The organism is Cellulophaga sp. BC115SP (assembly GCF_009905545.1).
GTDB lineage: Bacteria > Bacteroidota > Bacteroidia > Cytophagales > Spirosomataceae > Flectobacillus > Flectobacillus rivi.
The window spans coordinates 296,703-315,331 of the sequence record NZ_JAAALB010000001.1; the positions used below are offsets into that span (position 1 = coordinate 296,703).

13 protein-coding genes are annotated in these 18,629 nt (G+C 36.7%); all 13 read right to left on the bottom strand.

Annotated features, from left to right (window positions below; all coding sequences use genetic code 11):
• Window positions 1–91: 91 nt before the first annotated feature.
• Entirely contained in the window at window positions 92–892 is an 801-nt protein-coding gene (locus tag GVN22_RS01235) for a lipid II flippase Amj family protein (RefSeq protein WP_166549242.1), read from the bottom strand.
• A 77-nt stretch (window positions 893–969) separates the two neighbouring features.
• Window positions 970–2,328 (bottom strand): M56 family metallopeptidase, encoded by a 1,359-nt coding sequence (locus GVN22_RS01240; RefSeq protein ID WP_166549243.1) that lies wholly within the window; start codon window positions 2,326–2,328, stop codon window positions 970–972.
• Entirely contained in the window at window positions 2,325–2,696 is a 372-nt protein-coding gene (locus GVN22_RS01245) for a BlaI/MecI/CopY family transcriptional regulator (protein WP_166549244.1), read from the bottom strand. The genes GVN22_RS01240 and GVN22_RS01245 overlap by 4 nt, the downstream gene beginning before the upstream one ends.
• 122 nt (window positions 2,697–2,818) lie before the next feature.
• The gene (locus GVN22_RS01250; RefSeq protein WP_166549245.1) at window positions 2,819–3,559 is read right to left on the bottom strand and encodes a hypothetical protein; all 741 of its coding nucleotides are present in this window, start codon (window positions 3,557–3,559) and stop codon (window positions 2,819–2,821) included.
• Between the two features lie 75 nt (window positions 3,560–3,634).
• Window positions 3,635–5,020, bottom strand: coding sequence for a PAS domain S-box protein (locus GVN22_RS01255; RefSeq protein ID WP_166549246.1), 1,386 nt, complete (start codon window positions 5,018–5,020; stop codon window positions 3,635–3,637).
• A gap of 330 nt (window positions 5,021–5,350) precedes the next feature.
• The gene (locus GVN22_RS01260) at window positions 5,351–7,777 is read right to left on the bottom strand and encodes an outer membrane beta-barrel family protein (protein ID WP_205690744.1); all 2,427 of its coding nucleotides are present in this window, start codon (window positions 7,775–7,777) and stop codon (window positions 5,351–5,353) included.
• 259 nt (window positions 7,778–8,036) lie between these two features.
• Window positions 8,037–9,323 carry a HAMP domain-containing sensor histidine kinase gene (locus tag GVN22_RS01265; RefSeq protein WP_166549247.1) on the bottom strand — a complete coding sequence of 429 codons (1,287 nt, stop codon included), beginning with the start codon at window positions 9,321–9,323 and terminating at the stop codon, window positions 8,037–8,039.
• Window positions 9,320–9,994 (bottom strand): response regulator transcription factor, encoded by a 675-nt coding sequence (locus GVN22_RS01270; RefSeq protein WP_166549248.1) that lies wholly within the window; start codon window positions 9,992–9,994, stop codon window positions 9,320–9,322. Before GVN22_RS01270 ends, GVN22_RS01265 begins: the two co-directional genes overlap by 4 nt.
• 271 nt (window positions 9,995–10,265) lie before the next feature.
• Window positions 10,266–12,092: a YncE family protein gene (locus GVN22_RS01275; protein WP_166549249.1), complete on the bottom strand. Its 1,827-nt coding sequence runs from the start codon at window positions 12,090–12,092 to the stop codon at window positions 10,266–10,268.
• Between the two features lie 238 nt (window positions 12,093–12,330).
• Window positions 12,331–15,594 carry a TonB-dependent receptor gene (locus GVN22_RS01280; protein WP_166549250.1) on the bottom strand — a complete coding sequence of 1,088 codons (3,264 nt, stop codon included), beginning with the start codon at window positions 15,592–15,594 and terminating at the stop codon, window positions 12,331–12,333.
• Between the two features lie 86 nt (window positions 15,595–15,680).
• Window positions 15,681–16,037, bottom strand: coding sequence for a hypothetical protein (locus GVN22_RS01285; protein ID WP_166549251.1), 357 nt, complete (start codon window positions 16,035–16,037; stop codon window positions 15,681–15,683).
• Between the two features lie 152 nt (window positions 16,038–16,189).
• On the bottom strand, window positions 16,190–17,449 hold the full coding sequence (locus tag GVN22_RS01290; protein WP_240915541.1) for an MFS transporter: 1,260 nt from the start codon (window positions 17,447–17,449) through the stop codon (window positions 16,190–16,192).
• Window positions 17,450–17,559: 110 nt separating this feature from the next.
• Window positions 17,560–18,621: an ACR3 family arsenite efflux transporter gene (gene arsB / locus GVN22_RS01295; RefSeq protein WP_166549252.1), complete on the bottom strand. Its 1,062-nt coding sequence runs from the start codon at window positions 18,619–18,621 to the stop codon at window positions 17,560–17,562.
• Between the last annotated feature and the right edge of the window lie 8 nt (window positions 18,622–18,629).

Consider the following 18,629-nt stretch of genomic DNA (forward strand, 5'->3'; position numbering starts at 1 on the left):
AGGTTTATGTGGAGGGTATGTAAATGATGAGATAAAGCTATCATCTAAGAAGTTTGTAACTAAAATACCTGATTATCAATACTATTCCAAATCACATCTGGTTACTCACAAACGCAATAACCTGTGCGGCAGGAATCAAAAGTGCTTGCGCCAATACCGTTCCCAATAATCTTGAAATCATCATAAAAGAGATATTGAAACGAAATCGGCTCTCGCTTATTTCTTTTGACATAAATTGGTCAGTCAAAATAGACAAATATGGATCGATAAAAACAAACAAAATGATTGTAGAAAACCCATTGATTAGTGCGGACAAATTACTGGCGGTACTTCTATAGGTAGGGTTCAAATATCCTGCATAAACGGAAGCAATAACCCCAACAGAAAGAATGGCTGTAGCCAGCATATTGAGAATAAAAATCTTCCAAGGATAATTTTCTTGTCCTTGCAACATCCTCCAATTAGTCCATTGTGGCAGAACAGAATAAGATTTGACCTTTTGCCAAAATTGTTCTTTTCTTAGAAAGCTTCCCATCATTTTCCCGAAAGTCTTTACCTGATAAAACTCCAAAATCGCACGGTGGAATATTCGCTGGACACTCGGAGTCAGTACTATGCCCATGACCGTGGCTATGGTAAACGACAACAATATCATCCTAAAAATAAGTGTTGTATTGTCCAAATCAGCATCAATGGTTTTCTCTACATAGTTGGCAAGTAATGGGGCTTGAAAACCATTAGCAGTTCTAGAAATTACATTGAGAATATTGAAGAGCGAAAATGCCAAAGCTATCTTGCCTGTCCGAATGCCAGCAATACGTGCAGCAAAAGAAAAGGTGGCAATCAGGTTTATTACGAGGTTTAAAACTAAAATAATAATCACTATTTTCATCTGAAGAACTGGTTAGAAATTTGAAAAGGGATTCGAAAGGAAAATTACTCCTTTTCGAATCCCTTTTCAAATTTTCATTATTTTACCAACACTATTCCTAGAAGTTTTTTATCCTCTCCATCACCAGTTTTACTAAAGAAATGAGGGTTTGCCAAAGCTTCTTTTTTGTAAACATTTTCGTAATAGTTATTCGTCATTAAGTCAATTTGGTATTTCCGTTGACCTACTTGTGCATTTTTAAAAAGTCGACTGACAAAGTAATTTGAAAAGTCTTCAGGTTTGTATTTCGCTAGCGTTTGATATGGCACACGTTTTCCATCAATCCAAATACCACAACGTGGGTGCGTCCAGATTTTTAGCATTTCAGCAGTTGGTCGTTCGAAGGGTAAATAGCTCGGCTTTTTCAGGGTTTCTCGTTCTTCCTGAGTTAATTCAGCATAGGTTTTCATTATTTCATGTCGGCTATTTGGTTTACTTGGATAAAAGGTTGTAACCAAATATTTCACTTTGTTGGAATCAATTGCTACAGGCATTGGTTTCTGAATCTTTTTCTCGTTTTTTTGCCCTAAAGACCAGTCTGAAAATCCAGCAATTAATACCAAAATTAAAGGCAAACAAGCTACGCCACGCAAGATACGTGCGGTTACGGAGGTGTGATGTGTCATCATAAGAAAACGTTTTTTAGTAATAGAAAAGGTTGAACTGCTTGTTAAATAAAGAGCATTACCTGTGACGTTTTGAAGTAAAAGTTGCTGATAGGTCGGTACCTGTGTATGAGCGAGAACTTCTCTGTCAGCCAAAAATTCATGATTCAATTGAATGGCTTTTTTGTACAAATACAAGATGGGATTCCACCAAAAAACTATCAGAAATACCTCAACGAAAAGAATATCCCAAGTATGTTTTTGCTTTACATGAGTCAATTCATGCAAAAGAATATCTGATTCAATTCCTTTGGTTTGATAAATGGACTTGTTTAAAAAGATGTAGTTCCAAAAACTAAACGGAGCGATTTTCTCCTCAATCAATACCAAATGAGCATTTTGGTGTATTAGCTTCTCGTTATTCACAGCTTTGCGAGTAATCAGATACAGTCCTCGCAAAAATCTGAACAACATCACTCCTAGTATTAGACCATAGATGTAGAACCCAATGGGCATTTCGACTGTAGGCTCATCACTCGGTTGAATTGGCTCAATCGTAGGTATGTTCCCATCAATCGCATTTGCATTTTTTATAGGTAGAACTATTTCCATAACATGTTCTTGATACCATGGAATCTCGAATGAAATCAACGGAATCGACGTACTCAAGACTAATCCTATGAGTAAAAAATAGCGCTTGAACACATGAAAGTTTTCACCTTCGAGACATAGTTTATAAAATAGGTATATCAAACCCAGACAGGCTGAAAATTTGAGTAGATAGAGTGTCATTGCTGTTTCTGTTGAAGTTGATCATCAATGATTTTTTTCAATTCTTCTAATTCTTCTGTACTCATTTCACTTTGTTGAGTAAAGAAGGACGCAAACTGTCCTACCGAGTTGTTAAAGAAATTCTTAATGAGTCCTTTTACGTGCTTCGTAAAATAATCGTCTTTGGATACAAGTGGGTAATACTCCCTCGAATTTCCGTATTCGCGATATGCCACAAATCCTTTATCAATCATTCGTTTCAATAAAGTTGCTACGGTAGTCGTGGCTGGTTTGGGGTCAGGATATGCCTCTAGTAAATCTTTCATAAAGGCTTTTTCCTTCTGCCAAAGGTATTCCATCAGTTTTTCTTCAGTCTCTGAAAGCTTCATTTCTATATATTTAGAATTTACTCTACAAATGTAGAGTAAAAAATTAAATACGCAATACTAAATTGATTTTTTTGGAAAAAATGATGGGATGTACTGAGGCTACAACTGTCTAGTTCGAGGCATTATTGACAATTAACATAGTTTGTGGTGGGCATTTTTTCCCATCCATTCGCAGGAATTTTATCTATAGAAGTAACACAAATAGATTTAAGTCCATAAATCTGCAATTTACATTGTTGTAGCTTGGTATTTTGCCTTAAATCAATTGATTCCAACTTGTTATACATAATCCATGAAGCATAAAGCTCCACTAGATTTGTCAGTTGAGATACATTGAACGAGCTTAAACTACTTCCTGTACAATTCAAGACTTTAAGCTGAGTGGAGTTATTCAAGAAATCTAAATTTGAAATATTGGTATAGGCACAATTAAGATTTTGGAGATTGGCGAAGGGGCTTAATTGTATGGTTTGGATTTGTTTATAGTCGGTTACACCAGCAATCAACTCTTGAATACCTGAGCATTTTATATAAGTCAGTTTATGGTTTTTACTCAAATCTAAAGTGGATAAGGAATTGTAGGAACAATCAAGATATGTTAGGTTTTCAAACTCCTCTATTCCTGCGAGGTTTGAAATGGTGTTAGTAATGTTTGAAACATCTCCTTGAATCAGTAAGGTATCCACTTTCATGGCATCTATTTTTGATATTTTCCCATTTACTTGCTGGTCGGAATCAATTCCTTTGGTGACAAGCATTTTTTCAAAAATAGGGTCATTAATCGTGACTGCTTCAGCAATATCTTCCGTTTTTTTACAACTTAGTAAAACAAAGAAAGGTAATAAGTATAGTAGATTTTTCATAGGTATGATGGTTTTAGAACTGAATCGCTCTAGTCCAAGACTTGATCTTGAACTAGTAATTTTTTACGTCTTCTATTATTTTTTTCCTTTATAATCTCGGTAGGTATCTGCTACAATTTTGTGAATCACTTTATCTAGTGTTTCTACTTCTTGTTCGAGAAAAGTCCAAGTAGGAATCGAACGAAAAGCCTCATAATCCATATTGATGAGGTCTATTAAACCTTTGATATTAGCCACTGGTCGACGAATTTCATGAGAATGTTGCCATGCAATTTTTTCTAAAATCTGCACTTGATCCTTTAGTTGAATTTCGTTTTGAGTACGAGCGGTTACATCTTGAATCATGGCTAACACTAACTGTTTACCATTAACAATAAAAGAATTGAGACTAACCTCTACAATTAATTCTTTGCCATCTTTTGTAATAGCAGGAATAAACCTTCCTGCTCCCATGTGATACATTCTTGGTGTTTCTAGGTACTCGGCAGTGTGCAAATGATGGGTATTTTTAAAACGAGAAGGTATCAGCAAATCAATATGTTGATTCATAATTTCTTGATGTGTATAACCAAAAATCTTCTCAGTCTCAGGATTACTCAAGGTAATTTTCATTTGATCATTAACGATCAAAATGGCAATAGGTGCTGTTTCAATGATACGACGGAACTTCATTTCGCTTTCCTGCATAGAGATTTCGGCATTCTTTTTTTCATCTATGCTAAACGACTGCACCACTACACCAAGTAATTGTTTATGCTTATCAAAAACAGGGTACATTTTTACAGTAAACCATATTTCCTCACCATAAGCCGTTTTCGTGAGCATTTCCTGTTCAATCGTTTGTCCCTCACACGCAAGCGTAAATAAGTCTAGTAATTGCTGTGGTTCTTTGGCATAAATAAATTCACGAAAGTCAGCTCCAACATAGATTTTTTTACCAATATTTTCAAATAGCCTTTGAGCAATTGCATGATTAAATTGTAACACTTTAAAGTACTTACTAATCAGGATTAATCCTTCTGTATTGTTGGCAAAAATCGCTTCAAATGTAGTGTTTGCTAACTCAAGTGCTAATTCCGCTTTCTTTTGAGCGTCAATATTTTTGATATATAAGGCTATACCAATAAGCTCATGGTTTGCATCATAAACGGGATTCATTTTGTACTCAAGCCAAATGGTAATATCACCAACAATAGCCTCATTCTGAACGATTGTAATCTCCCCTCCTAAAGCTTTCTGAAAACTTTCGGCATATAACTGCCTTGTGGATTCAAAGAGATAGTCGTGATAATCATCGCCTATTTGAAGTGCTTTATTGAAAAATCGGGAAATCGTTTGTTGAAGAGTACGATTAAAAAGAATAACAGAATGGTTGGCAGAAAGTAATACAAAACTCTCAGGTGAACTATCGAGTATCGCCTTAAAGGTATCATTTAATGGGATTTCAGATGAGTTTAGCATTAGATAGGTATATACCGTAAAAGTGTTAGTAGCGGTTTTTTATAATGGTGATATTTGTTAGTTAACAAATTTACATAGATTTCTAATTTTCTACTCTCTTTTTAAAAATAAAGCTTTCAAATGTATGACTATACTTATTTTTGAGTAAAAAATGAGGATATATTGGTATGGGCTTCCACTGGACAAACTGGGAGGTTTAATTGATTTCGAATTGTAGAAAAGCGCTGTAGATATACCCATTTGTTATACCTACTGCGCTCATTAAAAGATACCATTTTATATTAAACTGTTACTCCATTTTTGTTCCCAAATCATGAAGCAGATAGCTCGTTAAAACTTATAATTATACCCTACCCGAATAACTTGTGTTTCGTAATAATCTGCGCTATTGTATTTGAAACCATCGCCATTGATCGTTTTCTTAATTTTCATCGTGTTAAACAAATCTGTTGCATTCACAAACACCTCGTGCTTACCGTTGTTCATAGACTTTTTCAAGCCTACATCACATGAAAAACGTTGTTGGATGCGTCCTTGTGGAATAAGGTCTGGCGCCAAATAGGTGAATAAAACTTGTAAGTCCGTTTTGTTGGGTAAATGAATGATATTGTTCCATTTAGTATTCCATGAAACCAACATTTGCTCATCCGAACTCGATATATGTGGGGTCGGATAAAGGTTCAAAATAGCAAAAGCATTGATTTGATTTCGGTAAACGTTGGCATTGATATTTAACGAATACCAAGGAGCTATTTCCTTGCTAAATACCATCTCTATTCCCGTATTATAGCTTTTGTTTACGTTCTGAAAAATGGCATAAATCAAGGTACTATTAGGCACTGTGCTCGAAATACGAGTGATAGTTCCGTCTACAATTTTGTGATACAATGAGGTATAAAAATAACCTTGTGGGATACTGGTTTTATAACCTAATTCTAGACTATTGGTAAACTGTGGCTTGAGGGCAGGATTACCCACTTTGATAATTTCTGCATCGTCATATTTCGGAAAAACACGAATATCTACCTCATTGGGGCGGTCTACTCGACGATTGTACAAGAAAGTTAACTGATGATTATCACTGATTTTGTAACCCAAACGTACATTCGGGAAAGGTTGTGTGTACGAATATCCATCACTTTTGTATGTATTGTGTGTCGGACTCACCTGATAATTTACCGATACATATTCCATACGCAAGCCAATTTCGGCTTCGAGTTTTCGAGTTTCAAAAACCAAATTTCCATAAACCGCAGGAATAGACTCTTTATAGGTTGCTGGTCCACCCGCCGAAGAATCTAATGGAGAATTAACCCCAGGGAAAAACTGCATATTGGTCGGAATATCACGTTTACGATATTTTACGCCTGTTTCTACTCTTCCAAATTTGAGCGGTTTGATGTAATCTAAGTTAAAATCTGAAACCGTTTCATCAGAGAGTAATTTGAATGAATCTTTACCCGTAAAAGTCGGCATAGCATTGGTAAAAAAGTATTTCTCATCCTCACGGTGGAAGGTATAATTGTAACCAAAATTCAGCAAATGCCCAGGGTCTTGAAATTTATGCTGATAGGCAAGTGTTGCCATAGCAGTAGTTTTCAATTCATCTTCCAAGAATGTCCACAAACGTAGTCTTTTGCTAAAATCTCCGTTAAAAAATGGCTCATCGCCATTATCTAAGATTTTTTCAGTGCCAAATAAGCCTGAAACAGTCAAGGTATTTTGACTATCCAGAAACCAATCAAAGCCCGCCTTTGAGTTAAAGAAGTTAGTATCGCGATTACGTTTTAATTGTTGTTTTATGACAGTTCCATCGTCATAAGTACGAGTGGTATATTCGTTTTTGTTGAGCGTATGCGTGTAAAGATTATCTACCTGAACGAAAGCATTGATTTTATTGGTACGGTAATTTAATGCCAACGATGGATTGATTTTGGGCGTCATCGTGTACTGCGGACGCACATCAGGATAGTTATCTTGGCGCTGCCAAAGAGCACCCAAACCCGTGGCTAAACCCAATTTTCCATTGAAGCCTTGCTTAATATTTTTCTTCATGATGATATTAATAATCCCTGCACTACCGTTGGCGTCGTACTTGGAGCTAGGGTTATTAATTACCTCAATTTTATCGATGTTCGAGGCAGGAATATTATCCAAACCATATTGGGCGTTAAAACCTGTCAAAGCCGTTTGTTTGCCATCTATTAAGATAGTCACCTTGTCATTGCCCCTTAATGATACCTTTCCGCTTTCGATTGTCACACCTGGTACGCTTTGCATAGCTTGCAAAATCGAGCCTCCACTTTGCGAAATATTATTGGCAATAGAAAATACCTTTTTGTCCATTTTGGCACTCACTTCATCGGCTTTTCCTTGTACGGTTATCTCCCCTAAAGTTTGTATATTTTCGCTAAGTTCCATAACGGGCAAGTCCAAGAATGCGGAAAGTTTTCCTACGAAAATCTTTTGTTTGGCAACATTAAATCCAACCAATGAAACCGTCAAAACATAATCATTGGGCTTTACATTGGTCAAAGTAAAACGTCCCTCCTCATTCGAGACTGTTCCTGTCACGAAGGCGCTATCCTTGGCAGTTTTCAAGATAATATTGGCATAAGGCAACACAGTTGTATTAGTCTTATGCTTGATTTGACCCGAAATACTCACAGACGTAACCTGCGCCTGAGCGACATTTCCAAGCCACATCATCAAGCTTAATAATGTTAGTTTTTGAATGAGAGAGGTTAATGTTTTCATATAAAATTGTTTGGGGGCTTTTGGCAATGTGCTTTAAGCAGAATAGTCTTATTCGCTTCAAATATTAGCCAAATGCCTAATATTAATATCCTAGAGCATATTAATTTAATATAATATTGGTGTAGTGGTAACTCTTGCAGTTACCACATTCAAAATCGCAACTGCAAGGGTTGAAGCTACACCTAAAAACCATAAATGGGGATTTGTTTGAACAAAATAGAAACTTTCGTTATAATGTTGACTCAGCACTTATAATTAGCTAAAAACAAACTTTAAATTGATGCTTATTCGTATCAAAGGCATACTCCATTTTCCAGTTGTATCTATGGCAAATTTCTTTGGCAATGGCCAGCCCCAATCCACTACTTACTTGCTCGGAGGAGGATACCGAAAAACGTCGAAAAATATGTGCAGGATTTAAGGATGTTATCCCTGTATTCTGAACAGATAATTGCTGACTATCTAAAAATATGACTATTTCACCGTCTTCTGATGTATATCTGATAGCATTGGTCAATAAATTATACAAAAGTGTTTCTATCAAAAACTTATTCCCTTTAATATCTGGACGAGCTTCCAGCCGTACCTGAATCGCTAAGTTTTTGCTTTCGGCATAATCTTGTAAAAGCTCCAAAATATCATTTATCATACCTCCGATATCTAGTATTTCTACGTTTTCGAATTGGTGATTTTCGATTTTTGCCAAGAGCAAAAGGTTTTTATTAATACGAGAAACTCTGGCAAGCGGCTTTTCGATACCTTCAAGCACCTGTAATTGAGCCTCATTGAGTTCTGGTAATTGATAAAACAAATCTACTTTTGATCTTAATATTGCTAAAGGTGTTTGCAACTCATGCGAGGCATTTTCGATAAAGGTTTTTTGCTGTTTGTAAGCACTAATAGCCGCATAAAGCATCTTTTGAAGGGTATTATGAAGGTCTTCAAATTCCTGTATTTCGGTTTTCTCAAAGTCGATGGTCTCAGTTGCAGACAGGTCGAAGCTTTTGAGCTGTCCTAATGTTTTTTCAAAAGGACGCCAAGCTTTTTGGGCAATAGTTCTATTCAAGAAAATAAAACCCAAGGCTAATAGAACAAAAAAGAACAACGACACCACCGAGATAATATATACGATTTCGTCGGCCTCCTCTACATTGGTTTCAATCCATAAGCTGTACCGCTTTCCCTTAAAATGAATATGACTGGCTAGACCTCTGAAGCGATCTACTTCGGTATGCTTTTTATGCTTATTCTTGCGCATGACCAAATAGGTACTATCCGACTTTTTGAAGTGTTGTCTTTCGGGAAGAATCCTAGTTCCAGACTGCAATACATTCCAAATGTGAGTAACACTATCAAATTGTGCTTGGGTGAGCGACAAATTTTGCAATTGCGAAACGATACGTTCTTTGATAATCAGATTGTGTTCGTCTAATTCTTTTTGCCAAACTGTTTCTACCACCCAATAATAGGCAGGAATGCTCAAGCTCAGAATCGCAAAAGCATAAATCGTAAATGCCTTTAGGGGCTTATCGAGGAGTTTGGTCATTTTTCCCATTTATAGCCTACACCATAGAGTGTTTTCAAGTAATTATTCCCGCCAACTTCAAGCAGTTTTTTCTTTAAATTTTTGATATGTGCATACACAAAGTCATGATTATCAAACATATCGGCAATATCGCCCGAAAGATATTCGGCGAGGGCACTTTTGGAGATAACTTTATTTTTGTTACTGATAAAAAATACCAATAAATCAAATTCTTTACGAGTCAGATTGATTTCTTGATCCTTGACTTTTACGTTTTTTGACAAAAGATTAATTTCTATTTCCTCAAACTGGACATTGTTGAGGTTATTAAAATTCTTTCGTCGGATGACGGAGTAAATTCTCGCCAGCAACTCGGATTGGTGGAAAGGTTTCGGGAGATAATCATCCGCTCCTAACTGCAATCCTTTCACTTTATCCTCAACCGAGTTTTTGGCCGAAAGTATTATCACACCCTCCAAACGCTGCTGGTGATTCATCGTTGCCAGCAAATCAAGTCCGCTACCATCGGGTAACATCAAGTCGAGCAATACACAATCATAGGTATGACAGGCCAGTTTTTGGCGGGCATCTTCCAAAGTAAACGCCAATTCACACAGATAATTTTCGTCTGCAAGATAGGCACCCATAGCGTAAGCCAATTCTTTTTCGTCTTCTATGATGAGAATTTTCATATTCAAAATTAGGATTAGATTCTGAATAAATTCTGAATTTTTGGAGAGCGACTGAGTTTGTTTGAGATAATCCCAACAAAGGTATAATGTGTTAAAAGTCAAATCCCCAAAGCCAAGAAGACTTTGGGGATTTAGATTTTTCGCCCTAATTGAAGTTTTATCCAACTAGCCTACCAACAGCAATAGTTTTTATAAAAAACTAACACACTACATCTCAAAAGGGTTTGATGCTTAAATTGTAGATGATTCAATTCTAGCAAAACCTGAGAAATTACGGAATTTTCACAACTTCAACTGCTGTGGAACCCGCATTTAATGCTGTTCTACTCAAGGATACAATATTATTGCCTTTCACAAATATTTTATAAGGAAATCCTTTACAGAGTATTTCGTTGATACGAGTTAGTTCTGGATATTTTCCTATTTGTATAGACTGTCTATTACTCGTTGCTCCATAAAACACACTCCCATCAGCATTGAATGCAAAATCTGAATAATAAAGCGCATCATTACCCCTTAATGAACCTAAGTATTTCATACTTTCATTCGCTAAATACGCAGCACCACTTGAAGAGGTTAATACATAATTGCCCTTGGGCGAAACACAAAAGATATTAGGATCTAAAGGGAAATCACCGTGTTGAGAATCCTCCTTGCAACTTGTCAGCTTTCCTTGGCTATCATAAAAAATCAAATCCATATCAGTCGGTGAAATACTTGTACTAATAGCCATTAGCGTATTTTGATTCGGTAATTTTCTTAATCTTGCGCCACCGTAAATACAACTATAACTATTAGTTCCCCCATTTATCAAACCCGTTTCTTCATTAAATGAAACAATAGGATTTGTCCATTGATTATTTTGCGTCACAAAAACATCACCTGTTCCACTTACAGCAACATCTGTGGCTGGTGCAGTGGTCAACAAGCTCTTTTTGAGCTCAAAGGTATTGGCATCAAAAATATTTAGGGAATTGTTATACGATGGAATGTAAAGGTTTAAGCCATTACCATTATTCGCAACCAACAAGTAGCCTGAGTGTCTAGGCGTGGCTACCTCTGTCACCACTTGAGATTTTTCATAGTCATAAACAACCACAATCCCTTTATCTTGCTGTGAAAGGTACAACCACGGTTTTGTAGGATGAATCGCAACATCTTTGGGCGTATATTCAAAAAATAACCCTGCAGGATACTCTACCTGCTGCTGATTACTTCTCCTAGTTCTTAATGTATTCGTGATAATTTCAACAAAATAACAAGACTTCGTACTGAAAGGAGGACGAGTATCTGTAAAAGTATTTTTTGACGCATCTTGAACTACTCCAATCAGTGATTTTGAATATTCTTCGCAATTTTCGTTCGCTCTATAAATTCTATATTCTTTAAAGTCGCTTTCAGTAGATTTTGACCAATTCAATACGATACTTCCATCTAATTTGCTAGGTGTTTCTAACTTAATTTCCTTAGGAGAAAGTGTAGAAACAAGGATAGAATCTCGACCGATATTACCAGATTGGTCTTTTACTATCAATCTAATAATATGGTTATTTGCTGATAACTTTGTGGTTGAAAAAGTACTAATACCGTCTTTATCAGCACCGCTTTCGCTAATAAGACCGTCCAAATTACTCTCCCATCTGATAGTTAATTTTTCAAAAGGGGTATCATTATCTTTTATATAAGCTTTAAACAGAATGCTCTCTCCAACTGCATAGTTAGCAGGCTGAACTGGGAACTCAATCTTAACTATTGGAGCAAAAGAGGCAAAAACCCCATACTCAAGACTGATATTTACAGAGGTAACATCTTTACTTTTCACCACTGCAACAGCCTTTCCACTTCCATATTGGGCTTTATTAGCTATAAGTTCATAAGTACCTACATTGAGATCTTTCACCAAAATAGAGCCAAAACTATCTGTATTAGATTGAGGTATAATGGGATTTCCTGTAATTTCTGCTCCACTTACATTTCTTCCATACTGATCTTTAACAGCAATAAAAAGAGAACCTTGGTCTGGTATAATTTCTTGAGTTTTACAACTGAGAACTATAATAGAAAGGAAATAGGTTAAAATTAAAAGTGCTTTTTTCATTTGATATGATTTATTATAGGAGTTTTTTTCGTAGTATTCTTAAATAGGCTACTATTTACTCAAAAAGATAAAAGCACAAATATATAAACAAGTAAAGAATTTAGATGAGGTTTCTATTTATTTTCGCACTTTTTCATCTAAAGCATTAATGAGTTCAAAATTCAATTATAGCAAACATAAACCACCGATGTCTTTAATTGACAGATCGGTGGTTTATTGTAGTGAATTCCCTTAAAGCTTAGAACGAGTATCTCAACCCTAACTGAGCTTGGTAACGTGACGATAATTGGTCAACTGAGAACGGTGCTGTAGTTGGTTTGATAAAGTTGTAAGTTGGGTCTGTAGCTGTACCTGAGTTTTTGCGCACTAAACCAATACTAGCTGTTGAGTTGAATGTATTTGATACGAAGTAGATTCTTCCCCACTCGCTATTCAACAAGTTAGTAAAGTTGATAACGTCTAGTGAAATCTGTAAGGTATGAGATTTCTTTCCTGCTGTAGTAATATTAATGTCGTGCATCAAACGTACATCGGCTGTTGTATTCCAAGGAGTTCTACCAGTGTTACGTTCTGTGAAGTTTCCTTTGCGAGTACTCAAGTAAGAATCGCCGTTTACAAAATCCATAAACTGTTGTGCTTGTTGAGCTGCTGTAATCGTGTTACCGCTAGCATCTTTGTAATCAACCATGTATTTTGTGGCTTCTGTTGCATCTTTGAACACATACGCTAAACCAGCAGCCTGTGGAGTGTTAGCAATCGTTGAGTTCACAAAACCCCATGTGAATGGATTACCTGATTGAGCATTGATTACTGCCGAGAACTGCGTTGCGTGATTTTTGTTCCACTGTTTTCTATAACCCAAAGAAGCAATAATACGGTGACGAATATCAAAGTTTGAGTGAGCCAATGCTGGATCATTTGGTGTCAATGACTGGTTCAACTGCCAGTTAGATTCCATTGAGTTACGAATACCGTTGGTCAAATCCCAAGATTGTCCGTAAGTATAAGCTACTGAAGCGTTCAACCCAAATGAGTATGTTTTAGCAATTTGCGCTGTTAAGCTATAACGGTATCCTTGTGAAGTATTCGACAACATATAAGCATTCGAGAATGAAGAATTCACTTTTTGCCCTGTCGAACCACCCGACAAATATACTGGCATTTGGTGCTGAGTATCATAAGAGAAATAAGTAACCGAGTCTTTCAAGTTAACTTGTTGGAATTTCAAGTCGTTGATTGTTTTGGTATAAATCCCTTCCAAGGTAATTTTATAACCTTTTACGTTATAATCTACCGCCAAACTACTTCTCCAAACTTGTGGCATTTTGAAGTTATTACTTACTACGTCCACTTGTGTTTGGTTTCCTTGACCGTTATTGAAAGCGAAAGTTTTAGCACCATCTTTCAATACATCGCCTTTTACACCTGATTTTGTTGCCAAGTTGTTTACGTCAAATGAACCATAACCAACACCGTCGTTGTAGAAGGCATATCCTAACCAAGCAAATGGAATTTTACCCGTGAAAATACCACTACCACCACGTACGATAACCGATTTATCACCATTTACATCATAGTTGAACCCAATACGTGGAGAAACTAATACCTGTCCAAAGATCTTATTATTAATTTGTGATAAAGGCGTTGATGTGTAAGTAGTTCCTGCATTTTTGTCAATTGCTGTGTTTTTAGTAGCCGAACTAATCGATGGAGAATCTGTAGTTGCTAAGTCAAAACGTAAACCTGGAGATAATCTCAAACGGTCATTTACTTGAATATCATCCTGACCATATACACTGTACATTCCTACGTTGAATTTCGCATAAGGATTGTCGAAGTTATAATCACGGTCGTTGTTTGTAAAGCTATATGAACCTCTAACACGGTTTACTTTTCCCGCAAAAAACTCATCCAAACTTCTGTAAGATACACGACCATTCCAAGAGTTAACAAAACCATAATTGATTGAATACAACTCGTTGTGCGTACCTACTAAGAAAGTGTGTTTTCCTCTAAACCAAGTAAAGTTATCCGTAATTTCAAATGTTTTTTGACGCATGTTAAATACTGTAGCCTCACGGTCGTTACCGAAAAATACTGTTCCACCGTTTACAGCAATCTCCACTTGTGGCATCGATACGTTACCACTCAATGGCTGTCTGTAGTCATGAATATCTGAATAACCCAAAATCAAACTGTTTGAAGCATTACCAAAACGGCTTTTTAATTCTGCTACAGTAGAGTTTTGATTGTTCACTTGTTTGAAGTCCATACTCGCAAATCTGAAGTTAGCAGCATCTCTTTCCAAGTTGGTCGCTTCAGAGGTAATATAGTTGTTACGAAGTGACAATTGGTGTTTGTCAGAAATATTCCAATCCAAACGGTTGAAGAATTTATTACTTCTTGAAGAAATGTTATAATCTCCTGCCGTACCTACATCAAAACCGTAGTTTGTTTTTACAAAATCAGAGATTTTTTGAGCCGTTGCTGCATCAATCAACGATAACGTATTTCCATTGGCATCTTTATATCCTGCACCATAGAAAAGGGGTTCTTGACGACGAGTGATTTCTTCGTTTGTAAAGAAGAACAATTTATTTTTAATCAAAGGCAAACCTACTCTAAAACCTGTTTGGTAGTCATAATAGCTACTTGGGATTTTAGCACCATCACCAGCGTTGTTTGGACCAGTGATTGTTGCATTACGACCAAAACCATATACCGAACCTGTTACATCGTTTGTACCACTACGCGTTACAGCGTTGATAGAACCACCTGTGAAGTTACCGATTTTTACATCGTAAGGAGCAATATATACTTGAATATCTTGAATCGCATCTAAAGAAATAGGATTGGTACGAGTACTACTTCCAGGCATACCCGAAGTACCACCTTGTCCACCCAAAGATGGGCTAAAACCAATCGCATCGTTGTTGATAGTACCATCAATTGTTACGTTGTTGTAACGGAAGTTTGTACCTGCAAAAGAGTTGTTGGCACTTTGTGGCGTCATACGAGTCATGTCGGTAAGACTGCGGCTCAAGGTTGGCAATGATTTGATTTGAGCTTCGCCCAAATTAGTGCCTGCACCTAATTTAGCCCCACCTTTTTCGCCTTTTACTACAACCTCAGCCAATGACGTACTTTCTTCTTGAAGTACAAAATCAACGTTAGAGTTTGAACCTAAATTGAGTGTAATACCCTCTACTACTTGCGAACGGTATCCTACAAACGTCACAACGATTTTGTAAGGACCGCCTGGGTTCATGTTAGCAATAGTAAAGTGACCATCACCACTAGAAGCTACACCGTATTTGGCACCTGTTGGCAAATAGGTAGCGATAACTGACGCTCCTGGTACTTCCTGACCAGTTTTATCTTTTACTTTTCCAGAAATAGAAGATGTTGTTACTTGAGCTTGGATTGCAGTCATGCTTAAGAAAAATACAGCAATAACTGTCAACAACTGTGAAAGTTGTTTAGCGTAAACGTTCGTTTTCATGATTTTACGAAAGAGTGAATAAAGAAATACCATGTTGCATTCAAGATGAATGCAAGAAAATGTGATTAGAATAATGTAGGAAAATCTTAAATGAGGAGTTGTAAAAACAAAATGTAGCGTCCAAACTTAAATAGACTTCTTAGCTGTGTAACCAATGTTTTTGACAATGGTTGAAACGAAAAAGAAATAGCTTCTATTTCGCGAGCAATCGACGCTTTAACTTCCTGAATATCATCAGTATCGTCTGACTCTATATTTTCAAGAGAAGCATTAGTTTGGCTATCTACTACACTCAGTAGTTTTACAGCATGCTGGTTGGAATGATGAGAAACAGATTTCGTCGTAGCATGAACAAGCTTGTGCTCATGACTAATCACCGATTCTCTTGTGCTAATAGAAAAGAGTGTGATTAGGGTTATGACGATATGTTTCCAGAATTTCATGGTACAAACTTACATCGCCAATATTAACTAATATGTATTCCAATGTTAAATTAATGTTAAGGGTGAGTTTAGGCTTTGAGCTATCGGTTATCGGCTTTCAGTTATTGGGTATCTAATAAAACATATTTTCAAATCTTCAAATTACCAAATTTTCAAATTGTAAAAGGTTTTCCAACACGAACCAATATGACCAAAGAAGAAATAATCGTAAGAATACCAATCAATAAGATAGACATTTCTATACCGAAATAATCTGCCAAAATACCTGTCAACAAAGCCCCTGCCGCATAGCCCAAATCACGCCAGAAACGGAAAGTACCCAAACTTTCGGCTCTTTGTGAAGGATGTGTATAATCTGCAATAGCATTGATAAAAGTAGGATATACCAAAGCTGTGCCCAAACCTAAAAGGATACCTATTCCTCCAAACATCACGAATGAATTGGCCTTGATTAAACCCATAATAGCAATACCTTGAAACAACATTCCTCCAAAAAGCAACATCTTCTTGGAATACACATCGGAAAGCTTCCCCGTAAAAAGCTGACTCAAGCCCCATACCATCGGGTATATCGCTGTAAGAATACCGATATTTGTTTGCGAAAATCCTTTACTGAGTAATAAAATGGGTAATAGCCCCCAAACCATCCCGTCATTAAGATTGTTGACCAAACCTGCTTGCGTAATTCCGCTAAGGGATTTATGAGTAAAAGATGTATTCAGAAAAATATTTTTGAGTAAAGGAATCGTGCTTTGGGTACTTTCTTGCCCCACATGTAGACGAGTATCTTTGACAAAAAGTACTGAAAGCAATAAACCCATGATCGAAAAACCTATACCCAGATAAAAAGGATATGGTCTAACTCCGTAGGTATTGGCAATATATCCTGTCAAAAACGCCACAATACCAACCGACACATATCCTGCGAATTCGTTGATTCCTACCGCTAAACCTCTTTTTTTACTACCAACCAAATCTATTTTCATAATCACCGCCATACTCCAAGCCAAGCCTTGATTGATACCCAGTAAGATATTTGCCAAGATAACCCAGTTCCAATTGTTGGCATAGATTAAGATAAAAGGTACAGGCAAGGCAAATACCCAACCTATCACCAAAAGATTTTTTCGCCCAATAAGATTAGCCAGTTTTCCTGTAAAATAATTACAGACTGCCTTCGTGATACCAAAGGCAATGATAAATGAAAACACAGCAGTTTTAGAGGAAATCCCAAAATCTTTCTCAGCCAATTGTGGCAAGACCGAACGCTCCAACCCTATCATCCCTCCCACAAAGGCATTGATGATGACAAGAATCGAAAATTGCTTCCAGTTCTCTTTTAAGCCAAGTTGTACGGTATTCATAGCTTGATGTCTGAAAATTTCTAGTTCAAGACTTAGTCTTGGACTCATTTTTTAAACAGTTTATAAACTGAAACAAACACTAGTCCGAGACTAAGTCTCGAACTAGGCAAGTCATAAAATTACACTCAAAACTCAGCACTCGAAATTCAGCACTCTACCTAAGTGTACCATTTTTTTCTAAACCAAAAGGCTAAGTTTACCAATCCAATCAAGGCTGGAACTTCTACCAATGGTCCAATAACACCTGCAAAAGCTTCGCCACTATTGATGCCAAATACGCCAATTGCTACGGCAATCGCCAATTCAAAATTGTTTCCAGTTGCGGTAAAGGCGATAGAAGTACTTTTGGCATAATCTGCGCCAAAGTTTTTTCCAATAATGAAACTTACCACAAACATTACCGCAAAATATATCCCCAGAGGAATAGCAATACGTACCACATCCATCGGAATCTGTACAATAAGTTGACCTTTGAGACTAAACATAATCACAATGGTAAACAATAACGCTATCAAAGTAATCGGCGAAATCATAGGAACATACTTTTCTTGAAACCAAGTTTCGCCTTTGGTTTTAATCAAAATCCATCTACTAAACAGTCCTAAACCAAAAGGAATCCCCAGATAAATCCCCACACTCTCAGCAATCTGACTCATTTTTACCTCAATATTCAATCCTTGAATACCAAAATAAGTGGGCAAGACTCCGATAAAAATGTACGCATAAACGCTATACAATAGCACTTGAAAAATACTATTTAGGGCAATGAGTCCAGCGGCATATTCACGACTTCCATCAGCTAAATCATTCCAAACTACCACCATAGCAATACATCTGGCCAGTCCAATCAAAATCAATCCAACCATATAACTAGGATATTCTTTGAGAAAGGTAACAGCAAGGAGGAACATAAAAATGGGTCCAATAATCCAATTCAGTACCAATGACGCTGATAATACTTTTATGTTGGAAAAGACTTCTCCCATTTTTTCGTACTTCACTTTCGCAAGCGGAGGATACATCATCAAAATCAAGCCAATTGCCAATGGAATATTGGTCGTTCCACTCGAAAATGAGTTAATCCAATTGGAGGATTCAGGATAAAAATGCCCGATTCCAACGCCAATCGCCATCGCCAAGAATATCCAAAGAGTCAGATATCTATCTAAAAAACCTAGTTGCTTGCGTTCTACAACTGGGGCACAATTATTTGCAGACATTTCGTATC

What these genes read in the sequence shown, in the direction of transcription:
- GVN22_RS01280 (WP_166549250.1), bottom strand. Translation starts at nt 15,594, where the DNA reads ATGAAAACGAACGTTTACGCTAAACAACTTTCACAGTTGTTGACAGTT.
- GVN22_RS01265 (WP_166549247.1), bottom strand. Translation starts at nt 9,323, where the DNA reads ATGACCAAACTCCTCGATAAGCCCCTAAAGGCATTTACGATTTATGCT.
- GVN22_RS01245 (WP_166549244.1), bottom strand. Translation starts at nt 2,696, where the DNA reads ATGAAGCTTTCAGAGACTGAAGAAAAACTGATGGAATACCTTTGGCAG.
- GVN22_RS01235 (WP_166549242.1), bottom strand. Translation starts at nt 892, where the DNA reads ATGAAAATAGTGATTATTATTTTAGTTTTAAACCTCGTAATAAACCTG.
- GVN22_RS01285 (WP_166549251.1), bottom strand. Translation starts at nt 16,037, where the DNA reads ATGAAATTCTGGAAACATATCGTCATAACCCTAATCACACTCTTTTCT.
- GVN22_RS01260 (WP_205690744.1), bottom strand. Translation starts at nt 7,777, where the DNA reads ATGAAAACATTAACCTCTCTCATTCAAAAACTAACATTATTAAGCTTG.
- GVN22_RS01270 (WP_166549248.1), bottom strand. Translation starts at nt 9,994, where the DNA reads ATGAAAATTCTCATCATAGAAGACGAAAAAGAATTGGCTTACGCTATG.
- GVN22_RS01290 (WP_240915541.1), bottom strand. Translation starts at nt 17,449, where the DNA reads ATGAGTCCAAGACTAAGTCTTGAACTAGAAATTTTCAGACATCAAGCT.
- arsB (WP_166549252.1), bottom strand. Translation starts at nt 18,621, where the DNA reads ATGTCTGCAAATAATTGTGCCCCAGTTGTAGAACGCAAGCAACTAGGT.
- GVN22_RS01250 (WP_166549245.1), bottom strand. Translation starts at nt 3,559, where the DNA reads ATGAAAAATCTACTATACTTATTACCTTTCTTTGTTTTACTAAGTTGT.
- GVN22_RS01275 (WP_166549249.1), bottom strand. Translation starts at nt 12,092, where the DNA reads ATGAAAAAAGCACTTTTAATTTTAACCTATTTCCTTTCTATTATAGTT.
- GVN22_RS01240 (WP_166549243.1), bottom strand. Translation starts at nt 2,328, where the DNA reads ATGACACTCTATCTACTCAAATTTTCAGCCTGTCTGGGTTTGATATAC.
- GVN22_RS01255 (WP_166549246.1), bottom strand. Translation starts at nt 5,020, where the DNA reads ATGCTAAACTCATCTGAAATCCCATTAAATGATACCTTTAAGGCGATA.